Source organism: Dickeya oryzae, from assembly GCF_020406815.2.
In the GTDB taxonomy this organism is placed as follows: Bacteria; Pseudomonadota; Gammaproteobacteria; order Enterobacterales; family Enterobacteriaceae; genus Dickeya; species Dickeya oryzae.
Genome location: NZ_CP162670.1, coordinates 2,927,325 through 2,950,225, shown reverse-complemented (window position 1 = coordinate 2,950,225; position 22,901 = coordinate 2,927,325). Strand labels below are relative to the sequence as shown.

Below are 22,901 nucleotides of genomic sequence, written 5' to 3'. Positions count from 1 at the left end.
CCGCTGTTTTCGTTTGTGTGGCAAGGTTTGGCGGGAGCAGTGATAGCGATAAAAAATAGATAACGCTGCGTTATGCATGGCGACATAAGCGCAAGGACAGGTGAATGATGAGCAAGAATATCTATGTAACGAGCCCTTTACTGCCTCAGCTTGATGAGTTTATGCCCTATCTGGAAAAGATATGGGATAACAAGTACCTGACAAATGGTGGGCCTTTTCATCAGCAACTTGAGCAGGAACTGGCAGAGCATCTGGGTGTTAAGCACCTGTGCTTGTTTACCAATGGCACGCTGGCGCTACTGACGGCATTGCAGGCATTGCGTATCACCGGTGAAGTTATCACCACACCTTATTCGTTTGTGGCGACATCGCATTCGTTACTGTGGAATAACCTGAAACCTGTTTTTGTGGATATCGACCCCGTCACCTGTAATCTGGATCCTAAAAAGATCGAAGAGGCGATTACACCTCTCACATCCGCGATTCTTCCTGTCCATTGCTATGGTATTCCCTGTGATGTGGATAAAATTCAGGAAATTGCCGATGTGTATGGTCTGAAAGTAATTTATGACGCAGCACATTCTTTCGGCGTAAAAAAAGAGGGATCCAGTATTCTGAATTATGGCGATCTCTCTATCCTGAGTTTTCATGCAACCAAGGTATTCAACACCATAGAAGGCGGTGCGATTATCTGCCCTGATGCGAAAATGAAGAAGCGGATTGATTATCTGAAAAACTTTGGTTTTGCGGATGAGACTACCGTTGTAGCGCCAGGTATTAACGGCAAGATGAACGAAGTGCAGGCTGCGTTTGGCTTATTACAGCTGAAATATATTGAACAGGCATTGGAAGATAGAAAACGTATTTATCACTATTACCGTGACGGGTTAGCCCGTATTCAAGGTTTAACAACGCTGAGCGTACCTGACTCAATTGACTGGAATTATGCCTATTTTCCGCTTTTTATGGATGATTGCTCATTCGACACACGAGAGAAACTATATAGTGCGTTAAAAGCGCAAGGCATTATGTCTCGTCGGTATTTCTATCCGTTAATCAGCAGCTTCCCAATGTACCGCGGTATTAACAGCGCGAGTGCTGCTAACTTGCCTGTAGCGACGAATGTGGCCAACTCGGTGTTGTGTCTTCCTATTTATCCAGGGCTGGAAGCTGACGACCAGGATCGCATCATTGAGATTATCGAGCGCACGTTGAACGAAAACGTGTGTTAATAAACCGGCTCCCCTTATCGCGACTGAACGCGAGCAAAGGGGGCATATCTCCTCAGGAGATACCTGAAATTTTGTAACAGAGAATGGATATGTCGACGATAGATGCCTTAATGCTTGATGCCGGTTTTTCTGCGTTACCACTGCTGGAAGCGTGCCTGGAGCAGGGGGTTGCCATCGGTGTGTGTAGCGGTAAACCGGGCGATCCTGGTCATATCCGTGCAACCCGGTCGATTGTTGAGGATTATTCGGACAAAGAGGCAATCCTCGGTATTGTCAGAAAGGAAAATGTTAAGGCTATCCTACCCGGTGTGACGGATGTGTCTTACGAAACCGGAGCTTGGGTTGCTGAATCATTAGGTATGCCTGGTTTCGATTCGGTTGAGACAACCAACATTTTGCTGAGAAAAGATGAATTTCGTAGTTATGCTCAGCGCAAAGGCTTGCCTGTTCCCACCGCGGTACGTGATATTGCCTGCGCAGGACAACTGTCGTACCCGATTTTGGTGAAGCCCGTGGATGCCTATAGTGGCCGTGGTATTACGTTAGTCCAGTGTGAGCAGGATATTTTACCGGCTTATCAACTGGCGGCATCCTCCTCTGCAAGCGGTCAAGTCGTGATAGAAGAGTTCAAGCAGGGCTCATTGCACAGTCACTCGGCCTTTATTCGCAATGGTGAGATAGCCTGCGAGTTCTTCGTTAATGAATATTGCACCGTTTACCCTTATCAGGTGGATAGCAGTTGTGTTGCCCATCAGATGAGTGAAGCGCTGAAAAATGCGGTGAGCGATTGTATTAATAGCATTGTTGCCGACCTGAAATTATGCGATGGCCTGCTGCATACACAGTTTATTGCTAATGGTGATAATTTTTGGCTGATTGAGCTCACCCGACGTTGCCCCGGCGATCTTTATTGTCAGTTGATTCGTTATTCCACTGATATTCCTTATGCGGAATATTTTGTGGCGCCTTTCTTGTCGTCACCTACGACATTTGCCAATAAGCGCCCGCCTGCCCACCACTATGTTGCCAGACACACGGTATCGGTGTCTGAAAAGACTATCTTCAATGCGTTGCGTTATCGCAAGCTACCTGGTGAGTTACTGGAAAGTGTTGTGCTGAAGAAAAGTGGCGAAATTCTAAACCCGGCACCAGGTGATCGTGCGGCGGTGGTCTTTATGACCTTTGCTGATCAAACCCAACTATTAGGTAATACCGAGAGTCTGAAACATCATCTGAATGTGTGCCACTCTTTTCTGGGAAGAATGAAATGAAAAATATAACAAGCGCCGGTGGCGCACTCAAAATTGGGTTCATCGGTGGTGGTATTAATTCGGCAATTGGCGAAACACATAAGATAGCTTCGCAAATGGATGGTCATTTCGAACTGGTGTCGGGTTTCTTTAGCCGTCATGAGGATATTAATCAGCAGACTGCCGCCAGTTGGGGAATCCAGGCAGATCGCGTATATCGTGACCTGGCCAGTTTCTTACAGGCGGAAGCCAGTAAGCTGGATGCGGTCGTTATCCTGACGCCGACACCGACGCATAAAGACATTGTTATTGCCTGTATTGAACATCAACTACCGGTCATTTGTGAAAAATCGCTGGCTACCAATGTTGAAGAGGTCGCTGCCATCCAGCATGCGCTGGAAAAAATGAATGGAACCTTGCTGGTTACCTTTAACTATTCCGGTTACCCGATGGTTAGAGAGCTAAGGCAGCGTGTTGCCAGTGGCGAGCTGGGCCAGATCAGACAGGTGATGGTTGAGATGCCTCAAGAGGGATTTCTGCGTCATGTCAAAAGTGGGGAGGTACCTCGTCCACAAGACTGGCGGCAGCATGATGGTGTGATCCCTACCGTGTCATTGGATCTGGGCGCTCATGCTCATCAGATGGTGGATTACATTATCGGTGAGCAGGCTGAGGATGTGTATGCCGTACACCACCGTTTTGGTGAGATCCCTGATGTGGAGGATACCGTTCATTGCATTTCCGGTTATACCAACCAGGTGGTGTGTAACTACTGGTACACCAAAGCAGCACTGGGTTGCCGCAACGGCTTACGTATCCGGATTTATGGCAGCAAAGGGGCGGCTGAATGGCTACAAATGGATCCTGAGCATTTGAAACTCAGCAATATCAATGGCATTTCCAGTGTAATAGACCGAACTCACCCAGATAATCTGGTGGCGTCGCAACCGCGATACCACCGTTTTAAAGCTGGGCACCCGGCTGGATTTATAGAAGCGTTCGCCAACTATTACGAGGACATCGCTTCTTATCTTAAAGATGGCGCGTGCGAGTATGTGTTTGGTAGTGATGTTGCGATGAGGGGGATACGTTATCTTCAGGCCGCGGCAGCCAGTGCGCATAAAGGCGAAAAGGTTAGGATCACGGAATAAGCGATGACCTGATTATACCCAAAATAATGTGTTGCTGATTTTGTACTGTATCGGTTTAGAGATCACCCGGTGTTATTGTCGCTAAACTTTTACTGGTAAAACTGCGATGACGGATAACAGCCATGTCAGAGCAGTACATGATGAGGGTGATGACTCATGGCGATATCAGAAGGTATTGGAGAGAAAACGAATGAATACAACCAGTAAGCCTGCGGCAGCAAACAGCGCAACAGCTAACTTTTTTGAGCGTTTTACCCGTACAGATGGGACTAAACGCTATGTACTGGGTGTGAACCCGTATGCAGAGGCGGTCGCCAGAGTCGCACCGGTTGATGGTTTTATTGACGAGTACACTACCCTAACGACATGGCTGGGTAAGCCGGTGCTGCGCCTGAATCAAATCGATAAAGACAGCATGGTGGTGTCTGCGGTGACCAATTCCCGGCCCAAAACTGGCGTAGAAAAACTGAAAGCGGCCGGCGTTAAAGAGGTGATGGACTATTTCGCGTTTGCTGATCTGAGCAATGGTAGCGTTCCACAGCTTGAATGCATCACGGATATGCGCAAAGAACATGCGACCAATTCCGCAAAATTTGAGTGGATTCGTGGGTTGCTGATAGACGATGAGTCTCGCCAGGTATTTGACGATATTTTGCGTTTCCGCCTTGAAGCCAATCTGGCTGCCATCGAAAAATACGACTTTTGTGTCGACAGACAGTACTTCGAACCATTCGTTGTGTTTTCCGAAGGAGAAGTCTTTGTCGATGGTGGCGGGTTTGATGGTTTTACCAGCCTGGAGTTTGCTAAACGCTGCCCTGGTTATGGCAGTATTCATTTCTTCGAACCGGGCAGTGATACCCTGGTGTTAGCGAAAGAAAATATGCGTAATTTGCATAACGTTAACTATCATCTGCTGGGGCTGTTCGACCGTAATACGACGCTGAGCTTTTCCTCGGGTGACGGTTCAGCCAGCCATATTTCGGAAGACGGGGATGTGAAAATTGAAGTCGCGACGCTGGATAGCGTGGTGAATGAACCGGTTAGCTTTATCAAGCTTGATCTGGAAGGGGCGGAAATCGCCGCATTAACCGGAATGAAGCAGCATATTCTGGATGATCATCCGAAGCTGGCGGTGGCGGTTTATCATTACCCTAGCGACTTTTGGACAATCCCCGAATATATTCTGAGTCTTCGGAGTGACTATCGCATTTATTTGCGTCATTACACCGAAGGGTGGGCTGAAACCATTATGTTCTTTATCCCTGTGGCCGACTGATACGTTCTTATTCGGGTGATGATATTCATCACCCGAAAAGACATTCTGTTATATGTATGGTCATGTTGCTGTAACAGTAAATACAACAATTGAAGGTTGTTTATGGCAGATTACACGCAGGTAAAATCAACACATCAATACTATCGGGATGTGTTCAGTCGTGAATTGATGATTGGCAGCATTGGTGATCTGCCGAAAAAAATTGTCCTTGATGTTATCGTCAATAGAAGCAGCGATCTCTATACCCTGAACAAAAGTCTGTCCACCAGTCAGAGTAATTTACCCGAAGCTCAGGATCGCGCGTTAAAACAGCTGCTTAATGCGATAGCACTGTCTAATCTGTCTTTCGATGAAAAGTGGGACGGTCAGCAGGTACGCATGCCGACCGAATATATTAACAGTATTATCAGCTATCTCAGTGACGTGCTGGAGTTAGCTCCGAATCTTGAGTATTTGGTCGCATCGATCCAGCTTCTTTTTCGTATTGGTGCGACAGAACAGGCGATTGGACTCATCGAGAACAATTTAGATACTCTGCAAGATGTGCCTGTTATCTTTAAGATTCTATTGCTTACTTGTATTCTGGAAGAGGATTACGAGTATGCATTCTTACTTGTCAAAAAAATGACGGCGAACTCCTATCTTATTGGCGAAGATCCGTTGACGTTATTGATGGTGGTCTCGACCATTTTCAAAAATGGTGGTTACCCTGATTCCTACATTGATTTTAGCTCACTCATATCAAAAACAGAGGATATCAATTACGATCATTATCAGTGGCTACTGAAAAGAGAGTCAGATAATGATAAACCTACTGTATTGATTGCCTGTGATGTCAAGTATTATCATCAGCATGCCGCGTATCTGATTTACTCTCTTTACGAGACGAACCGTGAAAAATTCAATGTGCATCTGCATGTTTATAATATTGATGATGCAACAGCTGAAGATATAAAAATCAAGCATGCTCAATTCCCTGAGTTAACTATCTCTTGTACATCCGAATTTATTGCTGATGTAACGGGTATCAATGTGCATTACGCCTGCAGACGATTTGTTGCTGCCAATTATCTGTTGCCTCTCATTAAAGGACCGCTGATCGTTGTCGATGCAGATTGTCTGATGAGAAATGACTGGCAATTTATCAGCCATAGGGTAGGGAGTGCTGACATTGCTTTGACGAAAAGCGATAGTGCACCGTTTTGGGAAAAAGCGATTGCTGGGTTTGTTTATCTAAATGGTAGCGAAGAGTCCAGACGATTCATCAAAAAAGTTGCGCTTTTTATATGGAATAACTTGATGAAAAATAACGCCGTCTGGTTTCTAGATCAGGTTGCGTTATCTGCTGTCCTGGATGGTATTGGAAAGTCGACCCATGTATCGCGTATTGATGCTTCTTTTGTCTGTGATGTTAATCACAGGGAAGGCTCATTTTCCTGGGTGGTGACGACCATCAAGGATGCCAAAAATCGCTACGCAGAATATAAAGACTATCTGTCTGAAAAATATGGTAATAAAATTAATCAATAAGATCAGTCGATGAGTAGGAATAAGGTGGTGGCTACACCACCTTATTCAGCATAAAGCGGATTGTGCAGTAATAGCAGTCTGATTTTTCCTTCATCATGACAATTATTGTGTTAATAGTTTCTTTCATTATCAGTCAGTAACTGCACATCAATATCACAAAAAATGCGCCTTTCCTGGTGGGACAGGTATCCACCTTGCGCTATAGCCGCTACAATTTTCAGAAATGGGAATTTGGCAGCATATCTGAAAAAAGCCTTTTTTCTGCACCTATTCTTCCGATTGTCATAGTATGCTAAACGCATAATGATGTTGAGCACCTTAATTTTATAGGTATTTATCACTGTGAGCGAACTGTATACCGCTGAAGGCACAATGGATAAAAATTCATTATGGAAGCGCTATGTTCCGTTGGTGCGCCATGAAGCCTTGCGGTTGCAGGTTCGTCTTCCGGCGAGCGTTGAGCTTGATGATCTCCTGCAGGCAGGGGGCATTGGGCTGCTCAGTGCCGTAGAGCGTTATGATTCGTTGCAAGGCACGGCATTTACTACCTATGCCGTGCAACGTATTCGTGGCGCGATGCTGGATGAGTTGCGCAGCCGGGACTGGGCGCCGCGTAGCGTCAGGCGTAACGCCCGGGAAGTGGCGCAGGCAATGCAGCAGGCTGAACAGTCACTCGGCCGGGCCCCAACCGAACAGGAAGTGGCCCAAACCCTGAACATCTCGTTAGAGGAATATCGTCAGATTCTGCTGGATACCAACAATAGCCAGTTGTTTTCTTACGATGAGTGGCGAGAAGAGCATGGGGATAGCGCTGAGGCGTTACTGGAAGGGAATGAGGATGCCAATCCATTAAACCTGTTGATGGACGTAAATCTACGTCAACGGGTGATGGACGCGATTGAAAACCTGCCAGAGCGCGAAAAAATGGTGTTGACTCTCTACTACCAGGAAGAACTGAACCTGAAGGAAATCGGTGCGGTTCTTGAGGTGGGCGAGTCGCGCGTTAGTCAGTTGCATAGCCAGGCGATAAAGCGTCTGCGTGCAAAATTAATGAGTGACGTTTAATTTGGAGCACACAGACATGTAGTTGTACCACCCTACAGTCAGGAATGGACTCATGCCTCAATCAACCAGGAAGAAGCAGCTTCTTAGCCGTTATTTGAAGGACTTCAAGCACAGACAAACACACTGCGCTCATTGCGCCAAAGAATTGGATCGCGTGTCGCTGGTATTTCGTGATCAGCTGATCAACAAGAAGTCGATTGCCATGATGGATAGACTGATTGACAACACGATCTGGGAGTCTGTGCAGGAAGAACTTATCCCACTATGCCGTTTTTGCAGCGAGGTCTCCTGCAATACGCACGCCAATTATTTCGATATCAAAGCGTTTACGCAGTATTTGATAGAGCAGACAGAAGTGCGACACAGCACTATGCGTGAATATGTCATTCGCTTACGACGTCTGGATGAATTACTGTTGGCGAAAAATTACCCACAGGAAAGTTTCACCTCAGACGGTAATATTCAGCAGCGTGTCTGCGATTATTTACCTGATATCGAACAAAACACATACCGCAGTGCCCTGCGCAAGTATGACCAATATCTGCACTGGCAGAAACATTACTAACCCCCGGATTCCTCCGTCAGTTGGCGGAGGATATCTCCCTTGCACGAATCCCGTGTGACTAATCCAATATATACCCGTCATACTTGAAGTTGCCGGCGTGTTGCCCTGCAACTTGAATTATTTTGGGTATAACTGGCCTGACCCAGAGTGGGCGCAATATAGAGTTTTATGTTATGGCTATGCAAAAATACTTGCCATGACGGGGCAAAATATAGCACTGTCATCGTAATGACATCTACGGACGGTAATTTCATCCCAGTTGTCGGATGCCTGATGCGGTCAATCATTATTCATCCGAATAGTTATTGTCACAGTGAGGAACGCGAATGGTAGAGTCCTTTCCTGGACGGAATAGTCAGCAAATTCGCCCGTTTCTGCCGCCTTGTCAAGGTGGAGGTTCTCTCTCCCGCTCCGTTTTTTCACTGTCTCCCGGTTGTTGCGATAATCCCCATAGAGCGATTTCCGCTCCATTCACTTATGCCAATGTTGAACACGACTCTTCGCAAGGGGAGCGGTGTCGGTTATGCATTGGTTTTCGTCATTTCCAACGCTACGGCTTAATAAGGAAGCCAAACCTCATTTGTGAACAAAACACCGCCGATCTCAGGTCGTTCGGTCAGTGAAACAAACTGTAAGGTGCCACTATGGGAAGACAAAAAGCAGTGATCAAAGCGCGTCGTGAAGCCAAACGTGTTATCAGACGTGAGTCGCGCAGTCATCGTCAGCGTGAAGAAGATTCGGTCACTTCTCTGGTTCAGTTGGGCGGCATTGAAGCTATCGGTATGGCGCGTGAGAGCCGTGACTCCTCAATCATTGAGGCCCGAAACCCGGCGCAGGAACACTACTTGTCTGCAATAGAAAATAAACAGTTAATCTTTGCCACCGGGGAGGCAGGTTGTGGCAAAACGTTTCTCAGTGCGGCCAAAGCGGCTGAAGCACTGCTTCATAAAGAGGTTGAACGTATTATCGTGACACGGCCGGTCTTGCAGGCAGAAGAAGATCTTGGCTTCCTGCCGGGCGACATTGCAGAGAAGTTCGCACCGTATTTTCGCCCTGTCTATGACGTGTTGCAACGTCGACTTGGCTCTTCTTTCTTGCAGTATTGTCTGCGACCAGAAATCGCTAAAGTGGAAATTTCGCCGTTTGCTTACATGCGTGGGCGGACGTTCGAAAATGCTGTGGTGATCCTGGATGAGGCCCAGAACGTTACCGTCAGTCAGATGAAGATGTTCCTGACGCGCCTGGGTGAGAATGTGACGGTGATTGTTAATGGCGATATTACCCAGTGTGACTTGCCTGCTGGTGTAAAATCCGGTCTGCGGGATGCACTGGAGCGGTTTACGGAAGACAGCATGGTCAGCATCGTGACCTTTGGTAAAGAGGATTGTGTGCGTTCGGAGTTGTGTCAGCGCACGCTGGTGGCCTATTCCTGATACCGGGTTAACATCCAGGTAAAAAGGGTTGCTTTCGCAACCCTTTTTTATCGCTATACCTGACGACTTAGTGGTGGCTCAGACGCAGATGGCTGGCACCACTCATGGTGTGTGAGTCAGTAAAGTGAGAGCCCGCCTCGAGTTTGAAAACCTCGACCGACTGACGCAATTTGGTTGCCTGTTCGTTCAGTGAGTCTGCGGCTGAGGAGGCTTGTTCCACCATGGCGGCATTCTGCTGTGTGACGGCCTCCATCTGGTTAATGGCGGTATTAATCTGGGAGATACCGCGGCTCTGTTCTTCGGAGGCCAGTGATACTTCGTTGACCAGGTTAGACACGTTTTGAATCACACCTTTCACGTTGCTGATAGCATCTCGGACTTCATCGGCTTGCACCGCACCGTGTTTCACCGCGGAAATGGCACTGTCGATCAGGTTCTTGATCTCTTTGGCGGCGGACGAAGAGCGTTGTGATAGTGTGCGAACTTCACCAGCAACCACCGCAAAGCCCCGGCCGTGCTCACCCGCCCGAGCGGCTTCTACCGCGGCATTCAGCGCCAGAATATTGGTCTGGAACGCGATGCCTTCAATCAGGTTAGTGATATCGGCAACTTTGGCAGAGCCATTGGCGATATCTTCCATGGCACGCACCATACGTTCCACGGCTTCGTCACCGTGCTGAACCGCAACGCTTGCCTGCTGGCCTAACTTATTGGCTTGTGCTGTATTGTCGACGTTACTTTCGATCGTGGATGAAATCTCATGCATGCTGGCAGCGGTCTGTGCCAGAGAAGAGGCTTGCTCTTCTGTGCGAGCAGAAAGGTCTTCATTGGCGGCCGCAATCTCACCGGATGCCGTTGATACACTCTCGCTGGCAGAACGAACGTCGGACAATACCATCGCAAAACGTTGAATCAGATTATTGAACGCGCTTGATGTCTGGCCAATTTCGTCATTTTTGCTGGCATCGGCATGCAAGGTCAGGTCCAGGTTTTCGCTGACGGTAATCAGTGTCTGGCGTAAGGCATTCAGGCTGTTACGCACGTAACTGATGATCACCGTGGAGAAGGTGCCAGCAACGAGTAACGCCACTACAATCAAGCCAATCAGCCCAAAAAACGCTTCTTTGAAACTGGTGTTGTTTTGCTCCTGCAGTCCACCAGCCAGCGTGACATTATAGTCATACTGGTCCTGAAACCCTTTCACCAGTTTTTCCTGGGCCAGAGTGACATAGCCCTGAGAGGAGAACGCTTTTTCTGCTGCCTGCGTGTCGGTTTGTGCTTGCTGAAAAAGCTTATCTCTAGCGGCACGGAAATCATTCAGGTATTGCAGATTATCATTCGCCATCTGTAAATCTTTGGGATCTGAAATCAGATCCTTTTTGTAAATGGCATTCAGTTTTTCAACTTTGGCGAGTGACTCATCGAGTGCACGTTTTAAGGTATTACGTTGTTGTTCTTCTCGGGTCAGAAAGATGAGTGCCAACGCACTGCGAGCATCATTTAATGTGTTATTCGATCTCACGAGATTGTCGAGGCTGGGTAAGGTATTCACCATCACATATTCCAGTCGGTCTTTTGACTGGCTAAGTGATTGAAGTCCAAAGCCACCTACGCTAATCAGTGCAAGGGCGAAGATGCTGATTACGATAGCTAGTTTTTTTACGATAGTCATGTTGGAATACTCCGCCAAGGAAATACACGATGATAAAAATACAAAGGTTCAATATTCTTTCGGAAATAAATTTATTTTATTTAGATTAAGTGAACATTAATGAAAGTAAAAAACCACTTTGTATTTTTATTCACTGGTTAAGTATAACCAGAGTGACTAATGAGCGTTTTAACTTTGTTGTTTTACATCAATGTTTTGTCTGTTTAATTCACAAGGTATCTCCTCGTTTTACGAGAAAGACGTAAGTAAGGCAGGTACATGGTGTGGATCGTTATATGAAATAAGCGTTAATGTTACTCCGACAAAAGAGAAAACGCGTTTTTATCATAAGTACTGGTATTTCTCTCATTTATCAGGTGACGATGTATTGCGTTTAACTGTCTGGGAGGGGAAATGGTCCGGTCGGGATTGACTCGCGCGTGGCGCTCGCCCTGCGGGCCGCCTGCGGTGGTCCAAAACGGCAGGCCGTTTTGTCGAACCCTGTCGGGGATTCTCGTCCATCCCGTCACCGGTTAAAAATAAAAACCCCAGACTTTCGTCTGAAAAGAAAGGCGGGAGTGAAATGTCCGGTCGGGATTGACTCGCGCGTTGCGCTCGCCCTGCGGGCCGCCTGCGGCGGTCCAAAACGGCAGGCCGTTTTGTCGAACCCTGTCGGGAGTTCTCATCCGTCCCATCACCGGTTAAAAATAAAAACCCCAGACTTTCGTCTGGGGTTTTTGTTTTTAATCTGGCGGTGAGGGAGGGATTCGAACCCTCGATACGTTTTCACGTATACACACTTTCCAGGCGTGCTCCTTCAGCCACTCGGACACCTCACCGGATTGTTACCTCAAGGGCAACGGGGCGCTACTATAGGGAGTCACCCAGTTATGGTCAAGCAGTATTTCAGGCTTTTAAAACGTCTGGCTAACAGTTGTTCGACCTGAACAGACGTGCGCCGAATTACCGATAAAAAAAGACCACCGCGCATGCAGTGGTCGGGATAACACCAGCTGACTGAATTAGTTCAGCAGGGATTTGATGAAGCTGGTCAGCTCCGCATTGGTGCTGTTGGCGAAGAAATATTCCTGGAATTTCGGACCAGCGATAGCGCCTTTAACCAGATCCTGATCCAGACCTTTCAGAATGGTGATCAGATCGTTGTAGGTCACTGCTTTTACTGCATCCAGAATTTTCTTGTTACGCTGCTGCGGTGCAACGCGATCGCTCGGGTAACCACGGCCACCTTCTTCTTTGAACAGCTGAGTGAACAGGTTTTCCAGATTCAGTTCAGCACCCCAGCCAAAGCCTTTAGCGTAAGGCAGAGAAACGGCATTACCGTTATTGATCTGAGAGAACAGGTAAGCGTCAGACGGGTCAACAACCAGACCACAGATTACACCCGGGAAAGAGTTACAGGCCAGCATTGCCCCCTGACCCGTACCACAACCTGTGACCACGAAATCAGCGGCACCGGAGTTCAGCAGGATGGCAGCCAGAATACCGTTCTGGATGTAGGTCAGCTGTGCAGCGTCTTCAACAGCATATTGACCGTAGTTGTATACGGTGTGACCCATCGGTTCAACGGCTTTGGACAGAGCAGTCGCGATAATCGCGTTTTTTGCAGCCTGGCTGTTCTCGTTAATCAGTGCAATTTTCATGTTCGTTCCTTTAAGTGTGCGGACAACTACATTTTTTAAAACACTATTTCATTTCAATTGACCCAGTATACCTTGCTCGTCAGAAACCGCAAACCACCAGAAACCGGAATTGATCGCAAAAACGTGACCTGCTCGACCATCTCGTGATGACCGATGCTGCTGTGATGTGTTGTACGAATGGGCTGGGTTGCCGGACGGCGTATTTAATGTGCTAACAGCACATGGTAAGCGGGGAGGTGTCAGGTATAACAGAAATATCAATAGCAAAACGCGGCGTTATCGCCGCGTTTTTTCTATTCATCTCATCGCTATCGATAAGCGACGCGGAATTAGAATGTGCTGGTATCTTTGAACAGACCGACTTTCAGATCAGTTGCGGTGTAGATCAGGCGACCATCAACCAACACTTCGCCGTCGGCGATGCCCATGATGAGCTTACGGTTGATAACGCGCTTGAAATGGATGCGATATGTCACTTTTTTAGCATCCGGCAGCACTTGCCCGGTGAACTTCACTTCGCCTACGCCCAGCGCACGACCTTTACCTTCGCCGCCCAGCCAACCGAGATAGAAACCAACCAACTGCCACATTGCATCCAGACCCAGACAGCCTGGCATCACCGGGTCACCGATGAAGTGGCAACCGAAGAACCACAGATCAGGATTGATATCCAGTTCTGCTTCCACATAGCCTTTTCCGTGCAGACCACCGTCTTCGGTCATAGAGATGACACGATCCATCATCAGCATGTTGCCGGCTGGCAGTTGTGGCCCCTGTGGCCCAAACAGTTCACCGCGTCCGCTGGCGAAAAGATCTTCTTTTGAATAGGAATCGCGTTTGTCTACCATGTTTCTATAAGCCCTGTTTTTGTGGAGCAGGCAGGTTAGCGTACAGATGTACGCTGAGCAAGTCTGTTGCTTCTGGCCCAACCAGTTTCTTTAACGGAAAAACCACGGAAAGCGACGCCGCTCCGGTGGTGCCAACTGCACGATTCGTTCACGGATCGCTGCCAGCAGGCTGGGTTGATGTTCATCGTCGTAAGGCACCTGCGTCAAGAGCGTCAGTGCTTCGGCGACCGAATCCACGACATAGATATGGAACTGCTCTTTGCGTACGGCGTCAATGACGTCTGGCTGCAGGCATAAATGACGTTGATTGGTCGATGGGATTATCACCCCTTGCTTACCTGTCAGGCCGCGACGCTGGCATACCTCGAAGAATCCTTCAATTTTTTCGTTAACGCCGCCAATGGGCTGTACATGCCCAAACTGGTCGACGGAACCGGTCACCGCCAGTTGCTGATTGATAGGACACTGCGACAACGCACTCACCAGCGCGCTAAGTTCAGCCAGTGATGCGCTGTCACCATCGACCTCGCCATAGGATTGTTCAAACACAATCGAGGCAGAGAATGGCAGTTGTTGCTCGAGTTCCAGCTCGGAAATCAGAAACGCCTGCATGATCATCATACCCTTAGCATGCAGGTTGCCACCCAATTCGGCCTTACGCTCGACATCGGTGAGTTCGCCATCGCCAGGATGGACCACGCAACTGATACGGGTGGGTTCACCAAACATCAGCGGGTAACCAGGATATTCCAGCACTGACAGGCCATTGACTTGGCCAATCATGTCGCCTTCGGTTTCGATCAGAACCTGACCCAGTTCAATTTCATCCTGCATGCGCTCAGACAGATACCCCTCGCGCCAACGGCGTGCCGTGACGGCATCAATAAACGCTTGTCCGGTGATCTCTTCCTGGCGCGTATAGAGCGCCGCGTGCTTGAGCTGGTGCGTCAGCCATTGCGGGCATAACGGCACATTACCTTGATCACCACTATAGCGCACAGCCAGTGAGAACAGCTCTGGCCAGGCATCAGCGGCCAGCAACGGCAATTGATTTTCCAGACATAACGCGTTGATGTAAGAACACCAGTGCACCATATCTTCCGGTTCGATTAATTGCAGGTGCGACTCAAATTCACCATAGATCGCCAGCTCGCCCAGTTCTGGCTCCATATCATGGATATCGCCCAGACTGTCACGATCGCCGAGTACAACCAGACGCAGGTCGACTGGCATCGGCGGGATCTCTACCGGTAACGGTCGTCGCTCATCGGGAGACAACCAGTGATATTGACCATCAATGATGATTTGCTTAAGCCGCAACCACATCAACGGCTGCGCCAGCAATGTCCGGGCGGACAGGATCAGCGTGCCGCCGTTGACGCGATGGAGCAGACCGGGCTGCAGAGTAATATCGTCTTTGTATATCCGCACACAGCCAAATAGCTGTTCCGGTTCGATCCATTCCTGGTAGCCGCAACGCAACGTAGCCGCAAAATTGTCATCCTGATACTGGGCTGGCTGAATGCTGATCTGCCGTCCATCAATATGATAACGATAGCCAGATAACGCTTCTGGTTGCCGCGCAGGTAACTGCGCGATGGCGTTGGCGATCAAGGCCAGATAGGCATTATTTTCCTGCGCCTTCAGCAACATAAACTGCGATGGCGAGCGGGGATGGCAAAAAATCGTCAGTGCATCGGCAAGCCGAGGCTGTACCGCAGAGAATTCAGCGGGGGCGAGTTGGGCTGCCTGGGAGAATAACGTCTGATATGGCGTATGATCGGGCAGCAGTTGCTGCCATTCGAGTCGGTTATTGGTCAAAGTATCTGCTGTAATCGTTTAAAGGAAAACCGTAATTATACAAGAATTCTCAAGGCTGCATACGTGCTGAGTTGGGAGAGGTTAACAAGAGAGCATTCAGGGGCCGTTCTGGGCGAAAAATAACCAGACAGGGATTGCCTGGAGTGGGAATATCGGGCAACAATGGGGGCAAGTTCAGGCACGTTACACGGTCACTAAAGAATAATGTATGAAATATCAACAACTAAAAAATCTTGAGTGCGGCTGGAAGTGGAAGTACCTGGTTAAAAAACATCGCGAGGGTGAGCCGATAACGCGCTTTATTGAGCAAAGCGCAGCCGATGACGCCGTCAACCGACTGCTGAAAATGGAAAGTCAGCCGGTATTGGTGCTGGAGTGGATTGCGCAGTGCATGAATCCGACGCTGGAGAATCGCATGAAGCAGACGATCCGTGCCCGGCGTAAACGGCATTTCAACGCGGAACACCAGCACACCCGTAAAAAATCTATCGATCTGGATTATCTGGTGTGGCAACGCCTGGCGGCGCTGGCGCAGCGTCGCGGTATTACCCTGTCAGAGACCATTGTGCAATTGCTCGAAGATGCCGAGCATAAAGAAAAGTACGCCAGCCAGATGTCGCTGCTCAGACAAGACCTCCAGGCCATGCTGAATCAACCACCGGAAAATGACGTTTCGGACTGAAACTCGTCGGTGATAACGCGCTATTTCGCCAGTTGAGTTCGTCGATTAATAAGAGGGGTTTACTCGTTAAGTGGTGTTAATACGTTATCCCTTCCCGATTAATGCAGTGAGTTCCATCACAGATTTCAGATCTCATCCCCGACAGCACCTGACAGTTCAGCACGCCAACACATTTCAACATGCTAACTGATTGCCCTGAGACTTAAATTATTCTGAGTACAATAATTAAAAAAATGAAAAAACGATGACGACCGGAAAACTTAATGGCCAGGTAACACCAATTAATATGGCGGCTAAAAAACGCATGATTAACGAATTATCTTTGCTCATAAAAAAAGTAAATATCATCGAGGCCGCAAGGCCCAGGAAATAGAGGGTTCTGATCATTTCCCACAGGTGATGGTGTGACACATTTACTTCCTTATGGTTGCAGGGGGCGCGTATTCTATGCCGTTAAAATTTTACGATCAATCGATTAACCTACCTGAGTGATGCCTGCATGGACATACTGGCGGGAGAACCTTGCAGCACGACCACATAAGTGGCCATCGCCACTGTTGTGACAGACTCTCACTATGCGTGCCTGAATGCCGGAAAAATGTTAACAGCATGGAATAGCTGCCGCTGTTGGGCACTCAGCCGTAAAATTCACTTTGTAATAATATTACACAAGGTCGCGATTTATTTTTGCCAGATATGTCAAAGAATACAAATCCAGAATAGTCTGAGCTGTATTTATCCCTTTTTTATACCCGTCATACTTCAAGTTGCAGGTGTGTTGGCTGCGTTCATTCACCCGAATCACTTACCTGAGTAAGCTCATCGGGATGAAATGAGAGACATCCTGTCGCTCACCAGAGGCCAGCCGTTGGCTGGTCAAATTCGTTCCCAACGAATTTGTCACTCACTTGCCGCGTTACAAGGCTCTAATTAGCCTTGCCCTAAAGGGCCAACGCGTGGCGTTGTTCAAAACGCAGTGCGTTTTGTCCTGCAACTCGAATTATTTGGGGTATAGATAATTATTTATTTTCAGGCAAAGTATAAAACGCAATGAGTGGTTGTGATAAAAATCGCTACTCACGCGGAATAGTCAGAACACGCTTAAACAAGGGATGGGTTAAAAAGAATAAAACTGAGATCTATATCACATCAAGAACACGTATTTTTTATATTTTTTTGTTATTTATATGACAATTATATTAATTTTTTGTTTCAGTATGGACTTTGTCAAAGGACTGGCATAGTTTGAGACTTTATCCTGCCAGAAAGGTAATGAAATGAGTGAGATATCCAGTCTGTCACTGAAAATACCATCAGAGCTGAAAGAAAAGATTAAAGCTGCCGCGTTGGAAAACGAGGTTTCTATCAGCGCTGAGGTCAGTGCCCGTTTGCTGAGAAGTTTTGATATCGAAGATCATGCCCATGACACTGATGAGGCAGAGATCGTTGATAGCCAGAACACGGAAGAGCTCGTCGAGCAACCGCTGACAGCGAAGGAAATCAAAAAGCTTCGCCAGTTGCTCAAAGGCAAAGGAACCTCCAGGAAGAAATAATCCTCGCCTTGTATGCTGTATCAGCCTTAAGTGGTACAGCATTTATCTTGTTTTTCTCCCTTTAGTTTGAGCCACTGCTCTCCCTGCCTCATCAATAGAGTTGATGCACGCGTCTTATCCCAGTATGCACGATAGCAGCAGCGCCGTCGTAAAAAGGGGCCAGCTCGAAGGAACGTTTACCTGACTCGAACTACTCAGTTCTCATCGATTAAGTTCTCACCGACTACTGTTAGTTCAGGATGTCGGGTGTATTGCTCGGTATGATCTGACATCGGTCGTCGACCAACTCCAGTACTAATACTCCAGCGCTAATAGGTGTGAGCGGTGAAGATGGGCGTACCGTATCGGGTGTATGTGAATAACGCAGGGAGTCGTTTTGCCAGGTGTTTACCTGAAAAAATAAACATCGCGCTATCTTTCCAAAAAAAAACCGAGTATTTTCCTGCACTATCGTAGATCGTTGTGTGTTCCAATGATAAGTATTTTCGGATCAAAAATATTACTCAAAAAATATTGCTTAAATAGACAGTCACATTATTTATCGCGTAATGATATAGAAAATTTTGTAAGATTTTTCTGTCAGTAACAACAATACACTTACTATTCTTTTTATAATATGAAACAATCCATCATCGGTGTGATTTCATTACAGAGATGACGCTGATAATGAGGATGGCAGGACGCCGAATCCGATTATTGCAATCAATATCTTATAGATATAACCGTGTCATGCTCCAGACTCAAAACTAAACCATGCATGGTTGCTTTAGCGATGGGTACATCGCAGGAAATGATAATCATGGAGGATAATGTGATTTCCAGATATAAAATATACGGTAAACGTATTCATTGTACTAACCGGAACAATGTAAGACTCGACTTTCCCTTATGTGCATTTCCTCAATGCGCATGGCATCACACAGCTGTTGTCACATGGTGCGCAGGTAAGAGATCAGTGTTGTTATCTTATTTTGCCTCCTTTCTCTACCCCAGATAATTCGAGTTTCAGGACAACGCGCTTGCATGCAACGCGTTAGCCCTTTAGGGCAAGGTTCAAGCTTGAAGTATGGCGTGTATAGGGGATGACCCATGATTCATAAAGCCAAAAGAATGAACCTATCAAGGTATGGTACCTGGTAAATATAGATTATTTACCGATCTTTTTATTGGATTGTAAACGAAAGGATTTTATTAAAGGGGCTCACAATGAATTTTTCTAATTTAAAAATAGGCTACAGATTGGCAATCGGATTTTCATTTCTTATTGTTATGTTATTGATTTCAGGTGCTGTGGCATTAAGCAAATTGAGCGATTTTAACCAAAAAATGGATTATACCGTCTCCGATCTTTATCCGTTGACAGCTAAAGGAAATAAGTTAGTTGATGAGCTGAACAATGCGTTGCTGGGACAGCAGTTTATTTTAATGTCAGATTCCGTGGCAGATATTCAAAAGCAGAATGAAGAGATTAAAGCGCACTCAGCGGAAATTACGACTTTACTGATGGCGTTGAATAAAGACGTTAAAGATGCCCACTCTATTGGTTTGCTTAAAGATATCCAGCAGATTCGCAGCGAGTATAGCTTGTCAGCAAATAAGTTGATGGACCTGGCAGGTCGTGGGAACAAGCGTGAAGCCATGACGGAATTGATGGGTGTCTCTCAGTCGTTACAGCAAAAATATAAAAGCAAAGTCGCCGAATTCATCAATTATCAGGATAGCCAAATGATTGGCGCACAAGATATGGTGCAAAAGAGTTATAACGAAATTCGTATGATGTTGTTGATGGTTTTTATCATCAGCATTGTGGCTGGTGGGCTGATCGCCTGGGGAATTACCCGTAGTGTGACACGGCCATTGCAGGAGGCGCTCATTCTGGCAGAGAAAGTGGCCAAAGGAGATTTGACGTCTGAACCTTCGGTGTGCACACAAGATGAAACCGGGAAGTTATTGCACGCACTGTATGGGATGAATGACAGTTTGTGCAATATCGTCAGTCAGGTCCGTGAGGGCGCGGAAACCATTTCTTCCGCTGCCTCGCAGATTGCATCAGGTAATCAGGATTTGTCTGCCCGAACTGAGGAACAGGCCAGTTCGCTGGAGGAAACCGCCGCGTCGATTGAACAACTGACCGCGACTATCAAAAATACGGCGGCCAATACGGAACACGCGGCGTCACTGGCGGGACAGGCTTCCGACATTGTGCGTCAGAGTGGTGAAATGATGGTGGACGTCACCCGGGAGATGCGTGAAATACGTGATGCGTCTCAGCGTATGGCTGAAATTATTGGGGTCATCGACAGTATTGCGTTCCAGACCAATATTCTGGCGCTGAATGCCGCCGTGGAAGCAGCCCGGGCCGGTGAGCAAGGGCGAGGGTTCGCAGTAGTAGCCAGCGAAGTTCGTGCTCTGGCACAACGCAGTGCGAATTCAGCCAAGGAAATTAAAGAGTTGATTGATAACTCGGTGCATAAAGTGCAGGACGGCATGTTACTGGTAGAAAACACGGAGCACACGATGGGGGCGGTGATTGATAATGCGCACAACGCCGATAGCGTGATCACGGAAATCGCGAGGGCCAGTCTGGAGCAAAGTGAAGGCATTAATCAGATAAACCTGGCGATCGGCCAGATCGATACGACGACGCAGCAGAATGCTGCCCTGGTAGAAGAATCCGCAGCGGCGGCGTTATCGCTACAGGAACAGGCGCAAACGCTGGCGAAGACCGTCAGTGTATTCAAGCTGAACCATTCTGGTTCAGGGAAAGGAACGTTGCGGCGCGAATCAGCAGGAAAAGGGGTGGCGCTGACCGGATTACCGGGCACAAAAAACGCGAACGTGTCTGATACGCCGGAATGGGTAACCTTCTGATCAACGATTCATTGCTGATGCAAATAAAAACCGCAGCCTGACAGCATGTCGCTGCGGTTTTTTATATTCAGACGCGAGCATCACCATAGAATATCGTGGTGGTTGCTTATCTGTATTAGCTTATCCCTGCTATCTCATCAGGCTGAAAAATTACCCAATGAGCTGGTGTCGTGACCATCGCCAGATGTCGACGACTAGAAATAGCACCAAACTGACCCCCATGACGGGCAGGCTAACCATCAGCACACCTGAAATGATTAACACCAGCAGCCGCAGAGGTACAGCCAATTGCAAGAACGCGGTGGTTAAGGTCTGTGCCGGGTTGCGGGCGGAGGCATATGCTGGACGTCGTATCCACCACATGCGATATCCCCAGACAATCAGGCAGCAAAGCCCGAGTCCAAAAGCAGCGAGCAACAACTGGTTGGGCAGGCCGAATAGTACGCCCATATGAGCGTCAATGCCCCAGCGAGTCAGTTTGGCGGCCAGTGGATAGTCGGCAAAGCGGACTTTATCTATGACGTGGAACGTTGTTGGGTCAACGGCAACCGAATCAACCTGTGTTGGCCATGACCGATCAATTTCGCTGACAGTCCAGGCACGCTGAGGTTTGAGTGATGGGCGAATCTCTATTTTCCCGGCATCAATACCCGCGTCTCTGGCGGCGGCCAGCACGTTATCGAAGATCTGCGGTGTGACAGGGGAGAGCATCGCAGGCATAGACATCATGTGATGTTCTGCATGTGGTGACGCTGGCGTGTTCGGCACCGTATCCAGATGGGTATTCACCGACGGGGTTTGCCAGCCGAGTACAGCGCGAAGCTGGGCAACATTGTCACCTGCCCAGCGTGACCAGGTCAGACCGGTTGCTGAAAAGAAAAGCAATCCAAGCAGCAACAGCAGGCCGAGGGACGCATGATTGCGGCGTAATCCCTGACGTTGCCTGACGGGGCTTGGGCGCTCGCTGGTGGAACGACGACGCGAACGAGGCTGTACTTTGCGGGTCGAGAGCCAGATATAACCCCCTCCCAGTGCCGCAATCCATAGCCAGGAGGCAGCCAGTTCGCTGTAATGGCGACCAATATCACCCAGCAACAGGTTGCGATGCAGATAATCCAGCGCGGTGCGAAACGGCAAAATACCACTGGTGCCATAGACGGTCAGTGCGCCACGGATATCAAGGGATACCGGATCCACGAAGACCGCAAAACTTTCTGATGGGCCGAGTTCTGGCAGGGAATACATCACCCGCGTCGTCTGCCCGGCACTAGGTGCGGGTCGAACGGCGGTCAGCCGGGCGTATTGCGCCTTATCACCCAGCGCATGCGCTGCCGCGTCAATTTGGTGCGACAGCAACTGTGGCGTTCCGCTGGTATCGGTAAACAACTGCTGGGAATAGAGCTTTGTTTCAATCTGGGGTGTTAGCACATAGAGCGTGCCCGTCAGGGCCGCAATAAAGATGAACGGGCCAACAAATAGCCCAATATAAAAATGCAAACGCATCAATAATGCCTGCATCGCGATACGTTGAGACCGAACCAGATTGTCGTGGCTCGCGTTTTGCACGGGCGACACATCCGTGAGTGTTTCTTCCTGATGGATGCAGGTGGTGACTGTTTTTGACTCGGACATAACCTCTCCAATAGCGTAACCCTGCCGCCGACAGCGGATATTTCCAGGCTTGTTGGCGGGCATTGTTGTTCACCGGCACTGAAATCATCGTCTCATTGATGAAATCAGCCGTAAGCGTGCGACGTGACACCACGCTTGATGAACACTATGTTTATGGACACCATGTTTTATAAACAGATTGTTTTATAAACAGATTGTTTTATAAACACATTGTTTTATAAACGAGCAATTGATAAAGGTGGGGCGCGAGCTAAAGGCGGCAGAAAACGTAGAAGATGAGGCGATGAACATAGAGGACAAGGTTTCTGCCAGCGGGATAACCAGACAGCATGGGCAGGCTGGAGTGTGCCTGATAACGCCAGCAGCGGTAAATGCGACAACAGGACACAGTAACCACATGCAGCATGATCCTCCATCCCCATCTCCCCGTGTGACATCGGGGTAATGGGCGAATGAGCAGGATACGCTGCGGACGTATGCATACTGTGATGTTCATGATGACCCGACATGGGGGCCATGGCTGACAGTGAAGCGGGAGAGGGGGTTTGAACGTGATGGCTATTTCGCAGCGATTGCGAAATGGGCGGAGCCAAAAAGATCATGACAAGGGCCAATATCCCAAGCCAGGCAGGGAGGCGTCGTTGTCTCAGTTCAAACAGGGACATGCGTTACATGCGATG

The 22,901-nt window shown here is 48.2% G+C and carries 18 protein-coding genes and 1 tRNA gene; 11 read left to right on the top strand and 8 right to left on the bottom strand.

From position 1 onward, the window contains the following. Positions 1 to 107: 107 nt before the first annotated feature. The 8 genes from LF929_RS12990 (at position 108) to phoH (ending at position 9,502) form a co-directional block, all read left to right on the top strand. Positions 108 to 1,232 carry a DegT/DnrJ/EryC1/StrS aminotransferase family protein gene (locus LF929_RS12990; protein ID WP_038906394.1) on the top strand — a complete coding sequence of 375 codons (1,125 nt, stop codon included), beginning with the start codon at positions 108 to 110 and terminating at the stop codon, positions 1,230 to 1,232. A gap of 89 nt (positions 1,233 to 1,321) precedes the next feature. Next, positions 1,322 to 2,503, top strand: coding sequence for an acetyl-CoA carboxylase biotin carboxylase subunit family protein (locus LF929_RS12985; RefSeq protein WP_038909520.1), 1,182 nt, complete (start codon positions 1,322 to 1,324; stop codon positions 2,501 to 2,503). After that, positions 2,500 to 3,633 carry a Gfo/Idh/MocA family protein gene (locus LF929_RS12980; RefSeq protein WP_038907571.1) on the top strand — a complete coding sequence of 378 codons (1,134 nt, stop codon included), beginning with the start codon at positions 2,500 to 2,502 and terminating at the stop codon, positions 3,631 to 3,633. Before LF929_RS12985 ends, LF929_RS12980 begins: the two co-directional genes overlap by 4 nt. Before the next feature lie 190 nt (positions 3,634 to 3,823). Continuing rightward, positions 3,824 to 4,909, top strand: coding sequence for an FkbM family methyltransferase (locus LF929_RS12975; protein WP_210174265.1), 1,086 nt, complete (start codon positions 3,824 to 3,826; stop codon positions 4,907 to 4,909). Positions 4,910 to 5,011: 102 nt separating this feature from the next. Further along, positions 5,012 to 6,439, top strand: coding sequence for a hypothetical protein (locus LF929_RS12970; RefSeq protein ID WP_038907573.1), 1,428 nt, complete (start codon positions 5,012 to 5,014; stop codon positions 6,437 to 6,439). A 342-nt stretch (positions 6,440 to 6,781) separates the two neighbouring features. Beyond that, positions 6,782 to 7,504: an RNA polymerase sigma factor FliA gene (locus tag LF929_RS12965; protein ID WP_012884247.1), complete on the top strand. Its 723-nt coding sequence runs from the start codon at positions 6,782 to 6,784 to the stop codon at positions 7,502 to 7,504. A gap of 52 nt (positions 7,505 to 7,556) precedes the next feature. Continuing rightward, positions 7,557 to 8,069 carry a flagella biosynthesis regulatory protein FliZ gene (gene fliZ, locus LF929_RS12960; RefSeq protein WP_012884248.1) on the top strand — a complete coding sequence of 171 codons (513 nt, stop codon included), beginning with the start codon at positions 7,557 to 7,559 and terminating at the stop codon, positions 8,067 to 8,069. A gap of 644 nt (positions 8,070 to 8,713) precedes the next feature. Further along, positions 8,714 to 9,502: a phosphate starvation-inducible protein PhoH gene (gene phoH / locus LF929_RS12955; protein ID WP_038904909.1), complete on the top strand. Its 789-nt coding sequence runs from the start codon at positions 8,714 to 8,716 to the stop codon at positions 9,500 to 9,502. A gap of 67 nt (positions 9,503 to 9,569) precedes the next feature. Here phoH and LF929_RS12950 read toward each other — a convergent pair whose 3' ends face one another. The 5 genes from LF929_RS12950 to LF929_RS12930 all read right to left on the bottom strand — a co-directional run bounded on the left by LF929_RS12950 (position 9,570) and on the right by LF929_RS12930 (position 15,483). Then, positions 9,570 to 11,174: a methyl-accepting chemotaxis protein gene (locus tag LF929_RS12950; RefSeq protein WP_038907575.1), complete on the bottom strand. Its 1,605-nt coding sequence runs from the start codon at positions 11,172 to 11,174 to the stop codon at positions 9,570 to 9,572. A 728-nt stretch (positions 11,175 to 11,902) separates the two neighbouring features. Next, a tRNA-Ser gene (locus LF929_RS12945) sits at positions 11,903 to 11,992 on the bottom strand. A gap of 183 nt (positions 11,993 to 12,175) precedes the next feature. Continuing rightward, complete coding sequence (locus tag LF929_RS12940; RefSeq protein WP_016940872.1) at positions 12,176 to 12,814, bottom strand: RpiB/LacA/LacB family sugar-phosphate isomerase; 639 nt, start codon at positions 12,812 to 12,814, stop codon at positions 12,176 to 12,178. 329 nt (positions 12,815 to 13,143) lie between these two features. Further along, positions 13,144 to 13,662, bottom strand: a complete 519-nt coding sequence (gene fabA / locus LF929_RS12935; RefSeq protein ID WP_016940871.1) for a bifunctional 3-hydroxydecanoyl-ACP dehydratase/trans-2-decenoyl-ACP isomerase — start codon at positions 13,660 to 13,662, stop codon at positions 13,144 to 13,146. Positions 13,663 to 13,752: 90 nt separating this feature from the next. Then, positions 13,753 to 15,483: a Lon protease family protein gene (locus LF929_RS12930; RefSeq protein ID WP_038907576.1), complete on the bottom strand. Its 1,731-nt coding sequence runs from the start codon at positions 15,481 to 15,483 to the stop codon at positions 13,753 to 13,755. A gap of 208 nt (positions 15,484 to 15,691) precedes the next feature. Between LF929_RS12930 and matP the strand changes: the two genes are divergently transcribed. Next, entirely contained in the window at positions 15,692 to 16,165 is a 474-nt protein-coding gene (gene matP / locus LF929_RS12925) for a macrodomain Ter protein MatP (protein WP_038907578.1), read from the top strand. A gap of 225 nt (positions 16,166 to 16,390) precedes the next feature. Here the strand turns inward: matP and LF929_RS12920 are convergent, their stop codons facing one another. Then, on the bottom strand, positions 16,391 to 16,576 hold the full coding sequence (locus LF929_RS12920; RefSeq protein ID WP_080649072.1) for a GhoT/OrtT family toxin: 186 nt from the start codon (positions 16,574 to 16,576) through the stop codon (positions 16,391 to 16,393). A gap of 866 nt (positions 16,577 to 17,442) precedes the next feature. On the opposite strand from LF929_RS12920, the gene LF929_RS12915 reads away from it, so the two are divergent. Both LF929_RS12915 and LF929_RS12910 read left to right on the top strand, forming a co-directional pair. Next, complete coding sequence (locus LF929_RS12915) at positions 17,443 to 17,718, top strand: hypothetical protein (protein ID WP_038903936.1); 276 nt, start codon at positions 17,443 to 17,445, stop codon at positions 17,716 to 17,718. A gap of 1,206 nt (positions 17,719 to 18,924) precedes the next feature. Continuing rightward, positions 18,925 to 20,589, top strand: a complete 1,665-nt coding sequence (locus tag LF929_RS12910) for a methyl-accepting chemotaxis protein (protein ID WP_226092946.1) — start codon at positions 18,925 to 18,927, stop codon at positions 20,587 to 20,589. 150 nt (positions 20,590 to 20,739) lie between these two features. On the opposite strand, the gene LF929_RS12905 is transcribed toward LF929_RS12910, so the two are convergent. Both LF929_RS12905 and LF929_RS12900 read right to left on the bottom strand, forming a co-directional pair. Continuing rightward, positions 20,740 to 22,221 (bottom strand): PepSY domain-containing protein, encoded by a 1,482-nt coding sequence (locus LF929_RS12905; protein ID WP_226092945.1) that lies wholly within the window; start codon positions 22,219 to 22,221, stop codon positions 20,740 to 20,742. A 215-nt stretch (positions 22,222 to 22,436) separates the two neighbouring features. Continuing rightward, the gene (locus LF929_RS12900; RefSeq protein WP_368678971.1) at positions 22,437 to 22,823 is read right to left on the bottom strand and encodes a DUF2946 family protein; all 387 of its coding nucleotides are present in this window, start codon (positions 22,821 to 22,823) and stop codon (positions 22,437 to 22,439) included. Between the last annotated feature and the right edge of the window lie 78 nt (positions 22,824 to 22,901).

Bases quoted from the DNA above. Each gene is read 5' to 3' on its own strand.
- LF929_RS12990 (WP_038906394.1), top strand. From the start codon at position 108: ATGAGCAAGAATATCTATGTAACGAGCCCTTTACTGCCTCAGCTTGAT.
- LF929_RS12985 (WP_038909520.1), top strand. From the start codon at position 1,322: ATGTCGACGATAGATGCCTTAATGCTTGATGCCGGTTTTTCTGCGTTA.
- LF929_RS12980 (WP_038907571.1), top strand. From the start codon at position 2,500: ATGAAAAATATAACAAGCGCCGGTGGCGCACTCAAAATTGGGTTCATC.
- LF929_RS12975 (WP_210174265.1), top strand. From the start codon at position 3,824: ATGAATACAACCAGTAAGCCTGCGGCAGCAAACAGCGCAACAGCTAAC.
- LF929_RS12970 (WP_038907573.1), top strand. From the start codon at position 5,012: ATGGCAGATTACACGCAGGTAAAATCAACACATCAATACTATCGGGAT.
- fliZ (WP_012884248.1), top strand. From the start codon at position 7,557: ATGCCTCAATCAACCAGGAAGAAGCAGCTTCTTAGCCGTTATTTGAAG.
- phoH (WP_038904909.1), top strand. From the start codon at position 8,714: ATGGGAAGACAAAAAGCAGTGATCAAAGCGCGTCGTGAAGCCAAACGT.
- LF929_RS12950 (WP_038907575.1), bottom strand. From the start codon at position 11,174: ATGACTATCGTAAAAAAACTAGCTATCGTAATCAGCATCTTCGCCCTT.
- LF929_RS12940 (WP_016940872.1), bottom strand. From the start codon at position 12,814: ATGAAAATTGCACTGATTAACGAGAACAGCCAGGCTGCAAAAAACGCG.
- fabA (WP_016940871.1), bottom strand. From the start codon at position 13,662: ATGGTAGACAAACGCGATTCCTATTCAAAAGAAGATCTTTTCGCCAGC.
- matP (WP_038907578.1), top strand. From the start codon at position 15,692: ATGAAATATCAACAACTAAAAAATCTTGAGTGCGGCTGGAAGTGGAAG.
- LF929_RS12915 (WP_038903936.1), top strand. From the start codon at position 17,443: ATGAGTGAGATATCCAGTCTGTCACTGAAAATACCATCAGAGCTGAAA.
- LF929_RS12910 (WP_226092946.1), top strand. From the start codon at position 18,925: ATGAATTTTTCTAATTTAAAAATAGGCTACAGATTGGCAATCGGATTT.
- LF929_RS12905 (WP_226092945.1), bottom strand. From the start codon at position 22,221: ATGTCCGAGTCAAAAACAGTCACCACCTGCATCCATCAGGAAGAAACA.
- LF929_RS12900 (WP_368678971.1), bottom strand. From the start codon at position 22,823: ATGATCTTTTTGGCTCCGCCCATTTCGCAATCGCTGCGAAATAGCCAT.